Raw genomic sequence first — 15199 nt, forward strand, 5'->3', positions numbered from 1 at the left:
CAAGTATACTTGATTAATTGAGAAGGTGAAATGATGGTCGAATCAGAATTCCTATATCCCTCCAAATGGCTTTTAAAAGCCTCAGCTGGTGATCGCGTAACATCCGAGCTTAGAATGCGCATTATTTCTGGCGGTATTGAAAGCGGTACCATATTATCTGAAAATAAACTAGCTGCTGATTTCACTGTAAGTCGCTCACCCATTCGTGAAGCGTTAAAAATACTGGCATCCGAAAATATCATTCGATTAGAAAGAATGGGAGCCGTTGTTATTGGCCTATCAGAAAAAGAAATAGAAGAAATTTATGATGTCCGTCTGCTCATAGAATCCTTCGTATTTGAACGTCTTGTAAAGATGGACACTGATGATTTGGCGAAGGAACTTAGTAAAATACTCGAAATGATGAAAGTCGCCATCAAATATGGTGATGCTGATGAGTTTTCATATCAAGATGTCTTATTCCATGAAACGATTATTCGTGCAGTCAATCATTCCCATATTCTGATGATTTGGAATAATTTGAAGCCTGTTATGGAAAGTCTCATTCTTCTGTCGATGCGTATGCGTTTCAAAGAAAAGTATGAAGATTTTACACGGATTATAAACAATCATGAACTTTATATTGAAGCAATCAAAGCAAAAGATAGAGACCTCATGATCAAGTCTTTACATGAAAACTTTGATGATGTTCAAGGTAAAGTAGAAGACCTATGGATGTCACAACAAATGCTATCTAAAGGAGTCGTGCAACAAAATGACTAACTATATGTTGGGTGTAGATATCGGGACCACAAGTACGAAAGCCGTTCTATTTAGCGAAAAGGGCGAAGTCATCCAACAAGAGAATATTGGATACCCGCTTTATACACCGGACATAGCGACAGCTGAACAAAACCCAGAAGAGATATTTCAGGCTGTCCTACAGGCCATTTCGAATATCATGAAACATCACTCACAAAAAAAGCTATCGTTTGTTTCATTTAGCAGTGCCATGCATAGTGTCATTGCGATGGATGAACATGATCGCCCACTTACGTCTTGTATCACTTGGGCAGATAATCGAAGTGAGGCATGGGCACATAAAATAAAGGATCAGTTGAATGGCCATGAAGTCTATAAACGAACAGGAACACCCATTCACCCCATGTCACCCTTAACAAAAATAGCTTGGATTGTGAATGACCTTCCTGAAACCGCTGTCAAGGTTAAAAAGTATATCGGAATTAAAGAATATATTTTCAAAAAGTTCTTTGATCAATATGTAGTGGATTATTCCCTAGCTTCTGCCATGGGCATGATGAATCTAGAAAAATTAGATTGGGATGAAGAAGCATTAAAAATTGCGGGCATAACACCTTCTCAATTATCTGAGCTCGTGCCAACAACCCAGATATTTACCAACTGTGATTCAGATTTAGCAAAAAAGATGGGGATCGATCCACAAACATCATTTGTTATTGGAGCTAGCGATGGAGTCCTTTCTAATCTAGGTGTAAATGCGATACGAAAAGGCGAAGTTGCCGTCACAATCGGGACAAGCGGTGCCATTCGAACCATTATAGACAAGCCTCAAACAGACGAAAAGGGAAGAATATTTTGTTATGCCTTAACAGAAAAGCACTGGGTTATTGGGGGGCCGGTGAACAATGGCGGGATGGTCCTTCGCTGGATCCGTGACGAACTTGCCTCATCAGAAGTAGAAACAGCGAAAAGACTAGGAATTGATCCATATGATGTACTAACCAAGATTGCTGAACGTATAAGACCAGGATCTGACGGATTGTTATTCCATCCATACCTGGCTGGTGAACGTGCGCCATTATGGAATCCAGATGTACGTGGCTCATTCTTCGGTTTAACGATGTCACATAAGAAAGAACATATGATTCGCGCAGCCCTAGAAGGAGTCATTTACAATTTGTATACCGTATTTTTGGCATTAACTGAATGCATGGACGGTCCTGTGACCCGAATTCAAGCTACTGGAGGCTTCGCAAGGTCAGATGTTTGGCGGCAAATGATGTCTGATATATTCGCATCTGAAGTCGTCGTTCCAGAAAGCTACGAAAGTTCTTGTCTAGGAGCTTGTATTCTAGGCTTGTATGCCACCGGAAAAATTCAATCCTTTGAAGTCGTTTCTGAAATGGTTGGCAGTACCAACAAACATACACCCAAAGAAGAAGCAACCAAGGAATACAGGAAATTGCTGCCGATTTTCATTAACCTATCCAGAGTATTAGAAGACGATTATACACGGATTTCCAATTATCAAAGAAGCCTAATTAAACACTAAAAAGATAAAAAGCAGGGGGTAATTACAATGCCATTAGTTATCGTAGCGATTGGAATTTTAGCATTACTCGTTTTAATCATGGGCTTCAAATTGAACACCTTTATTTCATTAATCATTGTATCGTTCGGCGTCGCTTTAGCACTTGGAATGCCTTTAGAAGAAATTGTTAAAACCATCGAAGCCGGATTAGGCGGAACCCTTGGTCACTTAGCGTTAATCTTTGGACTTGGAGCGATGTTAGGGAAGTTGATCGCTGATTCTGGTGGTGCTCAACGAATTGCCATGACCCTCGTAGACAAATTCGGTGAAAAAAATATCCAATGGGCGGTCGTAGCTGCTTCATTCATTATCGGTGTAGCGCTATTTTTTGAAGTAGGATTAGTATTATTAATTCCAATCGTATTTGCCATTTCAAAACAATTAAAGGTTTCTATCTTACATCTCGGTATTCCGATGATTGCAGCTTTATCCGTAACACACGGTTTCTTACCTCCACACCCAGGGCCGACAGTTATTGCCCGTGAATATGGCGCGAACCTTGGTGAGGTTTTACTTTACGGTTTCATTATTGCCATTCCAACCGTTATCTTAGCTGGACCTGTATTTACGAAGCTTGCCAAAAAACTCGTACCTGCATCATTTACGAAAACTGGTAATATTGCCTCTTTAGGTGAACAAAAAGTATTTAAGTCCGAGGAAACTCCTGGATTTGGAATCAGTGTATTTACTGCAATGCTTCCTGTCATTTTAATGTCTATTGCTACGATTATAACTTTGCTTCAAAAAACAATGGGATTTGAAGATAATAGTTTACTAGCAGCGATCCGTTTTATTGGTGATGCATCAACTTCCATGTTAATTTCCTTACTGGTAGCTGTCTACACCATGGGAATAGCAAGAAAAATTCCAATCAAAAATGTAATGGCATCTTGTACAACGGCTATTACTCATATTGGGATGATGCTCTTAATCATTGGGGGCGGCGGAGCCTTCAAACAAGTGCTGATTAATGGCGGCGTAGGCGACTATGTAGCTGAATTATTCAATGGAACTACATTATCACCCATTTTACTTGCCTGGATCATCGCTGCAATCTTACGTATTTCCTTAGGTTCTGCAACTGTTGCAGCTTTAACAACCGCTGGTTTAGTTATACCGATGTTAGGACAATCCGACGTTAATCTTGCTTTAGTTGTGCTCGCCACGGGAGCGGGTAGTTTAATAGCTTCACATGTTAACGATGCTGGTTTCTGGATGTTTAAAGAGTATTTTGGTTTAAGCATGAAAGAAACATTTGCAACATGGACATTGCTTGAGACCATCATTTCGGTAGCCGGATTAGGATTTATTTTAGTACTAAGTTTATTCGTATAAACCACGATTCCCGGGCGGTAGATCCCCCACTTATTTTTCTTAGAATCTTCTAAGTTTATAAGTGAGGATCTACGGCCTATTCATTTCAAACAAAAGGAGCAGAAAAAATGTCCAACACAATTGGTGTCATTGGTTTAGGGGTAATGGGCCGTAATATCGCCTTAAACATGGCTGGTAAAGGTGAGCAAGTCGCTGTCTATAATTATACGAGGGATTTAACGGACGATCTTATTAAAAAAAGTGAAGGTCACTCCATCCATCCCTACTACGAAATTCAAGATTTTGTCTGCTCCTTAAAAACTCCAAGGAAAATTTTCCTTATGGTAACAGCGGGCAAACCGGTTGATTCGGTAATAGGTACATTAGTACCCTTCCTTGAAGCAGGCGATGTGATCATGGACGGTGGTAACTCCCATTACAAAGATACGGAACGTAGATATGATGAATTGAAGTCAAAAGGAATCGGTTATTTAGGAATCGGTATTTCCGGCGGCGAAGTTGGGGCTTTACATGGACCTTCAATCATGCCTGGTGGAGATAAAGACGTATATGAAAAAGCAGCTCCTATTCTAACAAAAATAGCAGCCCAAGTGGGCGGAGATCCTTGCTGTGTTTATATGGGTCCAAAAGGATCCGGTCACTTTGTAAAAATGGTACATAACGGAATTGAGTATGCAGATATGCAATTAATCGCAGAAGTCTATACATTTTTAAGAAAGAGGCTATGTTTATCTGTTAATGAAATTGCCGACATCTTTGAAACATGGAATCAAGGGGAACTGAAAAGTTATTTAATCGAAATTACCGCAGAGATTTTACGAAAAAAAGATGAAATAACAGGCTTACCTCTGATCGATGTGATTCTGGATAAAACGGGGCAAAAGGGCACAGGTAAATGGACAAGTATTCAAGCAATTGATCATGGAATCCCATCATCCATTATTACAGAGTCATTGTTTGCCCGTTACATCTCCTCTTTAAAAGAGGAACGAGTTTATGCAGAAAATATCCTGACAGGCCCAGAGATTGATCAGCGAAGTTTAGATAAAAATGTGTGGATTGAGTACATTAGACAAGCTTTTTATATGGGTAAAATTTGTGCCTACGCGCAAGGATTTATACAATATAAAATGACTTCTGAGCTTTACGGATGGAATTTACCTTTACAGGATATTGCCCTTATTTTCCGTGGTGGTTGCATCATTCGTGCCGAATTCTTGAATGTAATAAGCGAAACATATCAAGAACAGCCGAATTTGGCTAATCTATTAATCGCCCCGTATTTTGCTGAAAAGGTTAAAGAATATCAATTGGGATTGCGAAAAGTAGTCTGTGAGGGTATTAATTCTGGTATTTCGTTTCCATGTTTAAGTGCTTCACTTACTTATTTCGATAGTTACCGGACAGGCATTTCAAATGCTAACCTTTTGCAAGCACAAAGGGATTATTTTGGTGCCCATACTTATGAACGAAGTGATGCAGCAGGGTCCTTTCATACAAACTGGCAGTGATCGATAGTGGTAGTAAATCTCCAGTGCCCTAATGAAGTGGTTCTTTCCCTTCATTAGGGCACTCCTCGTTTAAGCTAAATAAAAAGAAGCCTTGGGCGTATAACATTTCAGCCAAGACTTCTTCAAATAAACATCTACCCAGCCCAGACATTTGGCAAAAGTTTGCATCTGTTGGGGTTTAAGTGCCACCCATAGCTTATCTTTGCAGATATTGTCTCAGCCATTGGAGCGCGGGACGTTCCGTGCCGTTAGAGTTCAGCAGATGTGTGTTCGGCTTCCAAGTTTGTCCCTGGATATACCCCCAGAGCGTAACTCCCTTCACCGCAGAATGCTTCCATAATACCGGAAATTTCTCCTTGTATCTGGCAAGCTGGGTGTTGTCGTCGCCAGTTATATCCAGCTCCGACACATAGATTGGCAATCCTGTTGCCGCCAGCTTGTTCAGTACAGTGTTCATCGTGTTAACTGAAACAGTGTCCATGCTAAACTGGTGGCATTGGATACCAATTCCGTCAATCAGGCCTCTACTCTTGAGTTGATTAATAATATTGACATATTGGTCGGTTAACGAAGGATCATTGATAATTCCATATTCATTGATCAGCAGCTTGGCATTGGGGAAGGCTTGTCTTGCCTGTTGGAACGACCATATGACCCAATCCCATCCGGTCGACCCGTCACCACCAATGGCATTGCGATAGGACGGCTTCTGATGCAGCGGCTCATTCACCACATCTACAAACTCCGCATTCGGATAGCGTTGACCTGCTGCTTTAATCCACTGAGTCACTTCCGCTTTCTGATCAGCAGCCGACAGCCCCCTAACCCAACCTGGCTCCTGGGCACCCCATACCAACGTATGGAACTTGAACGGGAAGCCATTGCTACGGGCATAATTGTAGGCGGTATCCGCCTGCGACCAGTTCATGTTGTTACGGTTGCCTTCAACCGATTCCCACTTAGTCGAGTTTTCCGGCGTCACTTGATTCCAGTATGTCCCGTAACTAGGAGGGACACTGCCCGCAATGACATTCCCCAGGAATTTGCCACCGTTCGCCATACTGGCACTAGCCGGGTTTATCAGAACTGATGATAACAACACACCCGCCAACGCCAAGCTGCTTACCAACTTGCCCACTTTAAATTTCGACATACAATCTCCTCCTCATACGTATAGTTTTTTAATATTCCCACCCTTAAATAAACCGCTTACATTTCCAATTATAAGAATGTAAGGTTACTATCTGCTACATGTAAAAGTAAAGATTTTACCCGAAAAACTTTACATCATTGCGGGGCGACTGAAAACTTGGTGCTCCTTTATCCCAAACAACTCCGAAATGACAAAAAAAGGTTGATGCAAAAAGTGATATGCTCCCCTTACAGTAGCAAGTTTTAACCTGCCTACTCTTTTGGGAACATATCACTTTGGAGACTGCCCATTTAATAGTTTAAGGATTAAGGGCTCTTGCAATTGCGTCTACATAACTTTGGCTAGCACGTTGGCTTACTTCTGCTTGTGGAACTATTCCCTCAAAGTTGTGAAAAGTGCCAGGATACAGATGGAATTCGACGTCTACGCCCGCTTGGGCAAGACGTGCCACATATTCGATCGTCTCATCTCGGAATAGATCGAGTTGGCCTACACACGTATAGGTCGGCGGCAGGCCAGCCAAGCATTCCGCTCTCGACGGCACCGCATATGGGGACACCTCGCTATCTTCGGTACGATTGCCCAAGTACATGTTCCAGGCCGCCAAGTTGTTCTTCCGGTTCCATGGTGCGTTATCGGCCGTAATTTCATGACTTGACGCCGTAATACTGCGGTCATCGATCATCGGATACAGCGGCATTTGGAAAATGAGGGCTGGCCCGCCTTTGTCACGAGCCATTAAAGCAAGTGCTGCGGTCAGACCGCCGCCCCCACTTGCTCCTGCAATGGCGACCCGATCTAAGTCGATGCCCAGCAGCTCCGCTTTGTCGGTCATCCACGTCAAAGCCGCATAACAGTCATCGATGGCAGCTGGGTAGGGATGCTCGGGAGCAAGTCGGTAATCGACCGATACGACGACGCATTTGGCCGCCTGCACGAAGCGTTCGCACAAAGCATCGTCCATATCAGGATGCCCCATCACATAGCCTCCCCCGTGAATCCACAGCATGGCCGGAAGCCTAACGTCAGTTCGCTGAGCAGGTTCGTAGATTTTGACTAATATCTCGCCTGCTACACTTGGAATCATCCGGCTTCTCGTGCGTACGTGCTCCGACTGCTCAATAGGAGGACTAGACAAATAGCTTCTGCTCAGCTCTAAATTCTCTTCCAGTTGAAAACCAGGAAATTGTGCGATTACCGACCTTAATTCTGGGTACAAACGATTTTCAAAATCCACGCAAATCACTCCTATGTTTGGTTTTTATAATCTTTTCTCCGTCTCCGCTTCCCACTTGGCTATTTCCTTCCGAACTCGGGGTGCTACCTCTGTTCCTAGCAGCTCAATGGCTCTCATCACTTCGGCATGCGGCATCGTGCTTAACGGAACATACAACATAAAGCGAGTAACACCTACATGTTTGCGAAGGTGAATGATCTTTTGGGCAACAGTCTCTGGATCGCCGACATACAGCGCACCTTCAAAGCTGCGCGCGGCATCGTAGCTAGAACGATCATAATGTGCCCAGCCCCGCTCCCTGCCCAATCTATTCATACCTGCCATCGTAGAAGGGAAATATGTATCTGCAGCTTGCTCATTATTCTCTCCGACAAATCCTATCGAGTGCGACCCAACCCTAAGCTTTGATTCATCATGACCGGCGTGCGCTGCTGCCTTCTTATAAAGCTGGACAAGTGGTGCAAAATTTACCGGATTCCCGCCAATGATCGCCAGTATCAAGGGCAGTCCTAACAGACCTGCCCGGATAGCAGAATCCTGCCTACCCCCGCTGCCAACCCATATGGGTAAAGGATTCTGAACCGGCCGTGGATACACACCCAAATTGTTAATTGCTGGCCGATGTCCGCCTTTCCAGGTTACTTTTTCGGACTCCCGTATTTTAAGGAGCAATTCCAAATGTTGTTCAAACAGCTCATCATAGTCTTCCAAGTCATAGCCGAACAGTGGAAAAGATTCAATAAAGGAACCTCGACCCGCCATAATCTCCGCACGTCCATTCGAAATACCATCCAGCGTAGCAAAATCCTGAAAAACGCGAACGGGATCAGCTGAAGAAAGCACTGTCACTGCACTTGTCAGCCGAATCCGTTTCGTCTGCGCTGCAGCCGCTGACAGCACAACTGCTGGTGAAGATGCCGAATAATCCTTCCGATGATGCTCACCTACACCAAACACATCAAGCCCCACTTGATCAGCAAGGATAATTTCCTCGACAACTTCGCGCAATCGCTGTGCGTGACTTATCACTTCACCTGTCTGAACGTCGGGCTTTGTTTCTACAAACGAAGTAATACCTATCTCCATCATCCATCTCTCCTATTCTAATAGCTTTCTTTGTATGCTAATTGAATACCGGTAAAATATCATACCGATCGGTAAAATATTTTTCCCAGTAAATATAACTCATTAAAAAGAGTACTGTCAATAAATATAGTAAAAATCTTTGATTTATCCTCATACTGATATCTCCTTGGTGCGATAAACCAATCTGCATTTGACAATATAACGGGCTAATTATAAGATAATAACATACTAACTAGTACGAAAATAAAGACCCCTAACAATTATGATCAGAGTCATGGAATTAAGAATAAAATTACGAACAATGAGAGGTATTGATTATGGGACGAATCCGCGAATTTGACGAAGATAAAGTATTAGATGCAGCTATGCAAATATTTTGGGAGAAGGGGTATGAAGCTACCTCATTAAGTGATTTAACGTCCAGAATGGAGATTCAACGACCCAGTATATATTCCACTTTTGGAGGCAAAAAAGAATTGTTCGAGGTTGCGCTGCGCAAATACATGATGTCCCGTGCTTCTATGATCCGAACCAAACTTCAAAGCGATTTATCTGTAAAAGAAGCATTTCGAACTTTCTTTGAAGGTGTGGTCGATGAGGAGTATGCGGAAAATCCCAGAAAAGGATGCTTTTGCATCAACACAATGGTTGAACTTGCACCTCATGATGAGAAATTTGAAATCCTTACAAGGGAACATCAAATGTACCTAGCGGTCATTTTTCAAGAAACCATTGAAAGAGGTATACAATTAGGTGAGCTAGAGGTCGGGCTCGATGCGAAGGCTGTATCACAGGCGCTAGTCGTATCGTTAATTGGACTGACTGTCATGATAAAGTCTCGTCCGGAACGATCATTTATTGATAATACGATAGAGGTGACACTTACACTGCTTAAGTAATTCGGAATGAACTCAATTTTAGCGAGTGGGAATCACTATTGTGGTTGTTAGACTTGGAAAATCCCCACCCTTCCCCATGTATTCTCGACGAACATGTCCCTCAGCGCAACCAAGACTGCTGAATACATTTCCTCGGTAGCCTTGGTTGCGCTCATATTACAGGCTTTTCACATTTGCATGAGTTCAAAAGATTCCTTCACCGATCTTTATTTTTGAATATATATGTTTTATTGTGTATAATAATTCAAAAATAATGAAAAGGGAGTACATATAATGTCATTTTTAATAAGAAACGCTAAGCCTGATGATTTAAATAGTTTAACCGAGTTAATGTATGAATACATCGTTGGTTTTTATCAAAACCCTAGGCCACCTATCGAAAAAATTCATAATTTGATTCAAACCCTTTTTGAGCAGCAAAACGGTATACAATTTGTAGCGGAACAAAATGGAGAATTAATCGGCTTTGCTACATTATTCTTTACCTTCAGCACGATGAAAGCAGACAAAATCACAGTTATGAACGACCTATTTGTATTGGAACCATTTAGAGATACAGAAGTAGAATCACAGCTTTTTTTAGAATGTCAAAAGTACTCACAAAATCATGGCTATGCTCATATGACCTGGATAACTTCTACTGAGAATAAACGCGCTCAAATTTTCTTTAAAAAGATGGATGCTGCCCAAGGGAGAGATTGGGTTCACTTTTCATCGTAACAATACTTTTGATATGGTTTTCCGCGCTAACGGCAGTTCAGAGGGCACCCGATTGGGTGCCCTTTGTTCGTAACACATGTTTTCACGCATGCGGATATGGAAACATGCCGATACCCGTGCCTTCATGGCCTCCCTTTGCTGCTTAGAGTAGCCTCGTTTCTACCTCCATTCGGTAAATGCTCCAAGGATGCGTTTAGACAAACAGTTAATTCATTGATATGTATTAGAGTGAACGTGGATATAGAGTATACTATATGAGTATAAGTTCGATACACGATGACATTATATATGTAATGGTATTCAAATACAGCGCAGAAGAGGTTGAAAATGAGTCAGAAGCATTTTACAGATTATGCATTAAGTGAAGAAATTGTAAGAGCGCTGAATAGCTTGGGCTATGAGACGCCAACAGAGATTCAGACGGAAGTCATTCCAGTGGCGCTTGAAAAGAAGGATCTTGTCGCCAAATCGCAAACAGGTAGCGGCAAAACAGCGGCCTACGGCATTCCAATCTGTGAGCTAGTAGATTGGAATGAGAATAAGCCCCAAGCTTTAATCCTGACGCCAACCCGTGAACTCGCGTTACAGGTCACCGAAGACATCACGAATATTGGACGCTTTAAACGGATCAAAGCAACATCCCTTTATGGGAAACATCCTTTTCATATCCAAAAGGCTGAGTTAAAACAAAGGACGCATGTGGCTGTAGGTACGCCAGGACGTGTACTGGATCATATTGAACGAGGGACGCTACCGTTAGATCGGATTGCCTATCTCGTGATTGATGAAGCTGATGAGATGCTGAATATGGGCTTTATCGAGCAAGTTCAGTCGATTATTCAAGCGCTGCCTAGTGATCGGGTTACCATGTTATTCTCCGCTACCTTCCCTGAGGACGTAGCCACACTGTCACGTAAATATATGAAAGATCCTGTTAGAATTGAGATTAAAGCGACTGGTATAACGACCGCTACAATTGATCACTCTCTTATTCAGGTGAAGGAGTCAGACAAGCTGGCACTACTGCAAGATCTGCTCATTGTTGAGAATCCTGACAGCTGCATTATTTTCTGTCGTACGCAGGAGAATGTAGATACATTATTCAGGGCATTGGCTGATCTTGAATATCCATGTGATCGCATTCATGGTGGCATGGAGCAAGACGAGCGATTTGAGGTAATGAATGCATTCAGAAGGGGTCAATTTCGTTACTTGATTGCAACAGATGTTGCCGCACGAGGAATTGATATCACGAATATCACCCATGTCATTAACTACGATATTCCCCTTGAGAAGGAAAGCTATGTTCACCGCACAGGACGTACGGGACGTGCTGGCAAAACGGGGAAGGCCATTTCCCTCATCACTCCTAAGGATGGCCGAAGATTAGCTGATATTGAAGCATATATTGGGTTCGCGATTCCGCAGGTAAAGGCTCCCTCAGAAGAGTCTGTTGACCTCCGTAGAGAAGATTTTGAGCAAAAACTGCATGTAAAAACTGCACTCAAAAAAGATAAGCGCGAGCAATTAAACCAACAGATTATGAAGCTGAATTTTAACGGCGGTAAGAAGAAAAAACTTAGAGCAGTCGACTTCGTGGGGACTATCGCTAAGCTTGACGGGGTCAACGCAGATGATATCGGGATCATTACGATTCTGGATAATGTGACAGATGTCGAGATTCTGAATGGCAAAGGTCCATTGGTACTTGAAATTATGAAGAATACAACCGTAAAGGGCAAGCTGTTAAAGGTACGCAAAGGGAATAAGTAGCAGGTACGCTCATAAAAGAGGGTTAGGCAATCCCGCCCAGCACAGCCGATGGTTATCGTTAGCTAACGGGTGGGATTGCCTAGTTTACCTCTTGATCGTTTAATTCATCTTTCCATTTATCGATATCATAAATCACTTTAAATTTTTCTGTTAACTGAGTATCATCATCAATTGGCACAAAGCTGTTTAATTCTATATGGAAGTCCGAAACATCTTTTTTATGGTCATACATCTCTTCTAGGATATCGATAATTGAGGAAAGTCTAGATTTAAATGATAACTTATAGTCATCTTCGTCCTTGAGTATACATCGATTTTCTACCCCTCTAAAAAAGGAGTTCTCTTCAAAATATAGCTTGTTACAGGTCATTTGGATCTGCATCAATGGTTCGCATATTTGCCAATCTGCTTGCTGCATAGCGGTTCTGAGTGATATATGTGCTCCACTAATGTAATAATAATCCCGATAAAAACACATTGAACAAGAAGCCTTCATCATTTTAATTTTTGAATCTACAGCAGGGTACCCTAATACAAATCCTTCAGCTAACAATTTCCTGGAAAAGTAATCTAACGATTTCACGAATAATTGGTATCCAAGCTCCTTACCTTCCTCATCATCTTTATGACAGCAGTAATGAATAATATCTTCATTCACTTGCTTATTTTCATATTGATATCCCATCCCAGCCTCTAAATGACCAATATGAATTTCGACTCCTGCAAATAAGTCATTTAAACTTGTTATTCTGGAATGATTGCCTTTCAAATTTATGTTCAAGTCAGCAGTACATTCTCTATAAAGTATGCAGGTGTCTTTGATATTCAGGTTTATATCTTGTCTTTTCATAAAATCAGCGATTCTCTTGAGATGCAAGTAATCAATTCCTATAAAAATTATTTTCTCATATTCAATAGCCCCAGCAGCAGATTGATTAAAATGAACAGCAATACAAACATCCTCATCGTATGCTATTAATGTCTCAATACTCTCAGCCACCCTATTCCGTAGCGCAACTTGTCGAGGAAATGGCATGGTTAATCCAATGTATTTTGATTCTAGGTTAGGCAGCAGCTTCATTTGATCATGAAGGTAAAGCATCACATTATCAAAATTATATTTCTTAGCACTTACATTCATTAGAAACCGTATCCTCTCCTATTTATTTACGAGATGGCCCCAAAGCGTCCTCATAAGGCTTTTTATGAAGAATTCCGTAGACCTCCTTCTTATCAATATCTTAATTTCATTTTAACACCCCCCACTTCCACAATATACCTTTAACTCTATAAAACTAACTACGTGAGTGATTATTGTTCTGCTTTATCGTACTCTCTTAGAGAGTAGATTTAATACTAAAAAAATTTAGAAAAGGTGTCCCTTTCGGTCATCTTCATTTGTTATACAGATATAATTTTCTTTTTAATCAGAGGAGGTGCCTAAATTTTTGAATGAGGAAATCGAATACAGAATCAAACGAGTTCAAGCTGGCGAAATCCAGGATTACGCCTACATTGTGAAGGAGTATCAGCGTCAGATATTTGTGTATTGCTGGCGGCTATTAGGAAGTGAGCATGAGGCAGAAGAAGCCGTACAGGATATTTTGGTCAAAGCTTTTGAAAAAATTAACATGTACAAACCGACAATGGGCTTCTCCTCCTGGCTGTATAAAATGGCTTATCATCACTGCCTGAACTTGATTCGCAGGAAGAATCTACAGCGCAAATTTAAGATTACCCTGTTCACCTCAACTAATATGACTTCAGACAGTGCTGCGCAGGTTTTGGAACGTCAGCTTTTCAGTGAACCGCTGAGCCGGGCATTAGACCAATTGAATGCAGAAGAACGAAACCTGTTGGTGCTGCGCATTTTTGAAGAAAAAACGTTTGGAGAAATCGGGGAAATTATGAACAAGAGCGAGGAAGCTATCAAGAAAAAATACGGCAGAACAAAAACAAAGCTTAAAAAAATAATGGAGCCCATAAAGGAGGACCCGAAATGCGTGAATTACAAGGCAGAAATCAGGAACAAAATCTGAAATACACCGATCCAAAAGACAAAGACTTAAAAAACATGGACAAGCTAACCGAACCAGAGAACGCCTTAAAAATCCAAGCTTTTGACGTTTCTGACAAAGTGATGGAACAGGTCTACCAAAAGGCGACGCCCAAAAAGGGGTTCATTATAAAAATGCGTCTTCAACCGCGCATTACCGCTCCCATCATGATCTTGCTTTTTGTGTTAGGGGCTTCCGTGACCGGATACGCCGCTTCGCAATATCTTGAATTCCGCAACAGTAAGGGCGACGTTGTATTAAATACCGCCAAAACACCTGCCGAAACGGACGCCTCGAAAACGTATACCTCCATCTACGCACAGTGGAACGAAAAAGTGAAGGATCGCTTGCTGCCCGGAGAGTATGCCGCCTATTACGTCAAGGACGATTCTATGAATCAAAACAACCTATCTGATCCGGCCCTGTTTGCGTACAAGCCAGCTGAACTTTCAAGTTTCAACAGCTTACAAGATGAAATCAAGCGAACTGAGGCTCCATTATTCAGCAACCCCACTCATCTACCAGATGGCTATCATTTTGAATTCGGATACGTCTATCCAAGCGCTGCATATCCTAGGATGATGGATAAAAAGGAATATCGAGCTTTAACCGATAAACTGATGCAACAGGCCAAAGCTGCACCGGAGGGTGAAAATCTGTTTATTCAAAAGCTGAGCTGGGATAAGTCAGACACCTCCTTTGCCCGGTATGCGAGAGGAAACGACTATGTAAACATTACCGTCACCAAATACACTTCTGAAGTCACAAAGACAACCATCATGCAAAATGAACAGGATTCGGCTGAGCAACTGACAATTAAAGGAACCAAGGCCTATTACATCAGGGCAAGCAAAACAAGCAATCCCTTGGAGGCCGGAAAAAACCGACTGGGCTGGCTTGATGAAAAAAGACGGTTACACTTCAACATATCTGATAACCAGGACAGTCCACTGACCAAGGAAGACCTGGTAAAAATAGCCGAGGATTTGCTTAACGGTTCACTGCAATAGCTATAAAAGAAAAGCTTTGAAGAGAGACCATCCTTTTTTAAGGGTGGTCTCTTTTTGGAGAATAGTCCTTATACCTTTTCCTCACA

13 protein-coding genes are annotated in these 15199 nt (G+C 41.9%); 9 read left to right on the forward strand and 4 right to left on the reverse strand.

The window, feature by feature from the left end:
- Positions 1-30: 30 nt before the first annotated feature.
- The 4 genes from MKY35_RS25800 (at position 31) to gnd (ending at position 5178) form a co-directional block, all read left to right on the forward strand.
- Positions 31-762: a GntR family transcriptional regulator gene (locus tag MKY35_RS25800; RefSeq protein ID WP_342445201.1), complete on the forward strand. Its 732-nt coding sequence runs from the start codon at positions 31-33 to the stop codon at positions 760-762.
- Entirely contained in the window at positions 755-2293 is a 1539-nt protein-coding gene (gene gntK, locus MKY35_RS25805) for a gluconokinase (RefSeq protein WP_342445202.1), read from the forward strand. The genes MKY35_RS25800 and gntK overlap by 8 nt, the downstream gene beginning before the upstream one ends.
- Positions 2294-2320: 27 nt before the next feature.
- Entirely contained in the window at positions 2321-3667 is a 1347-nt protein-coding gene (locus MKY35_RS25810; RefSeq protein WP_029518877.1) for a GntP family permease, read from the forward strand.
- Between the two features lie 107 nt (positions 3668-3774).
- On the forward strand, positions 3775-5178 hold the full coding sequence (gnd, locus tag MKY35_RS25815; protein WP_342445203.1) for a decarboxylating NADP(+)-dependent phosphogluconate dehydrogenase: 1404 nt from the start codon (positions 3775-3777) through the stop codon (positions 5176-5178).
- Positions 5179-5374: 196 nt separating this feature from the next.
- Here the strand turns inward: gnd and MKY35_RS25820 are convergent, their stop codons facing one another.
- The 3 genes from MKY35_RS25820 to MKY35_RS25830 all read right to left on the reverse strand — a co-directional run bounded on the left by MKY35_RS25820 (position 5375) and on the right by MKY35_RS25830 (position 8654).
- Positions 5375-6331 carry an endo-1,4-beta-xylanase gene (locus tag MKY35_RS25820; RefSeq protein ID WP_342445204.1) on the reverse strand — a complete coding sequence of 319 codons (957 nt, stop codon included), beginning with the start codon at positions 6329-6331 and terminating at the stop codon, positions 5375-5377.
- Positions 6332-6629: 298 nt separating this feature from the next.
- A complete protein-coding gene (locus MKY35_RS25825) occupies positions 6630-7568 on the reverse strand; it encodes an alpha/beta hydrolase (RefSeq protein WP_342445205.1) in 939 nt (312 codons plus the stop codon).
- A gap of 24 nt (positions 7569-7592) precedes the next feature.
- Entirely contained in the window at positions 7593-8654 is a 1062-nt protein-coding gene (locus MKY35_RS25830; RefSeq protein ID WP_025722808.1) for an LLM class flavin-dependent oxidoreductase, read from the reverse strand.
- Between the two features lie 317 nt (positions 8655-8971).
- Here MKY35_RS25830 and MKY35_RS25835 point away from each other — a divergent pair, with 317 nt between their 5' ends.
- From MKY35_RS25835 to MKY35_RS25845, 3 genes are all read left to right on the forward strand, one after another.
- Positions 8972-9553 carry a TetR/AcrR family transcriptional regulator gene (locus MKY35_RS25835; protein ID WP_342445206.1) on the forward strand — a complete coding sequence of 194 codons (582 nt, stop codon included), beginning with the start codon at positions 8972-8974 and terminating at the stop codon, positions 9551-9553.
- 273 nt (positions 9554-9826) lie between these two features.
- Entirely contained in the window at positions 9827-10273 is a 447-nt protein-coding gene (locus MKY35_RS25840) for a GNAT family N-acetyltransferase (protein WP_342445207.1), read from the forward strand.
- Positions 10274-10600: 327 nt separating this feature from the next.
- The gene (locus MKY35_RS25845; protein ID WP_342445208.1) at positions 10601-12046 is read left to right on the forward strand and encodes a DEAD/DEAH box helicase; all 1446 of its coding nucleotides are present in this window, start codon (positions 10601-10603) and stop codon (positions 12044-12046) included.
- 79 nt (positions 12047-12125) lie between these two features.
- Here MKY35_RS25845 and MKY35_RS25850 read toward each other — a convergent pair whose 3' ends face one another.
- A complete protein-coding gene (locus MKY35_RS25850) occupies positions 12126-13187 on the reverse strand; it encodes an elongation factor G (protein WP_342445209.1) in 1062 nt (353 codons plus the stop codon).
- A gap of 307 nt (positions 13188-13494) precedes the next feature.
- Here MKY35_RS25850 and MKY35_RS25855 point away from each other — a divergent pair, with 307 nt between their 5' ends.
- Together MKY35_RS25855 and MKY35_RS25860 are read left to right on the forward strand one after the other, a co-directional pair.
- Positions 13495-14085 carry a sigma-70 family RNA polymerase sigma factor gene (locus MKY35_RS25855; protein WP_342445210.1) on the forward strand — a complete coding sequence of 197 codons (591 nt, stop codon included), beginning with the start codon at positions 13495-13497 and terminating at the stop codon, positions 14083-14085.
- A complete protein-coding gene (locus MKY35_RS25860) occupies positions 14046-15113 on the forward strand; it encodes a DUF4367 domain-containing protein (RefSeq protein WP_342445211.1) in 1068 nt (355 codons plus the stop codon). Before MKY35_RS25855 ends, MKY35_RS25860 begins: the two co-directional genes overlap by 40 nt.
- The last annotated feature ends 86 nt before the right edge of the window (positions 15114-15199 follow it).

The organism is Paenibacillus sp. FSL L8-0638 (assembly GCF_038593075.1).
In the GTDB taxonomy this organism is placed as follows: domain Bacteria; phylum Bacillota; class Bacilli; order Paenibacillales; family Paenibacillaceae; genus Paenibacillus; species Paenibacillus polymyxa_D.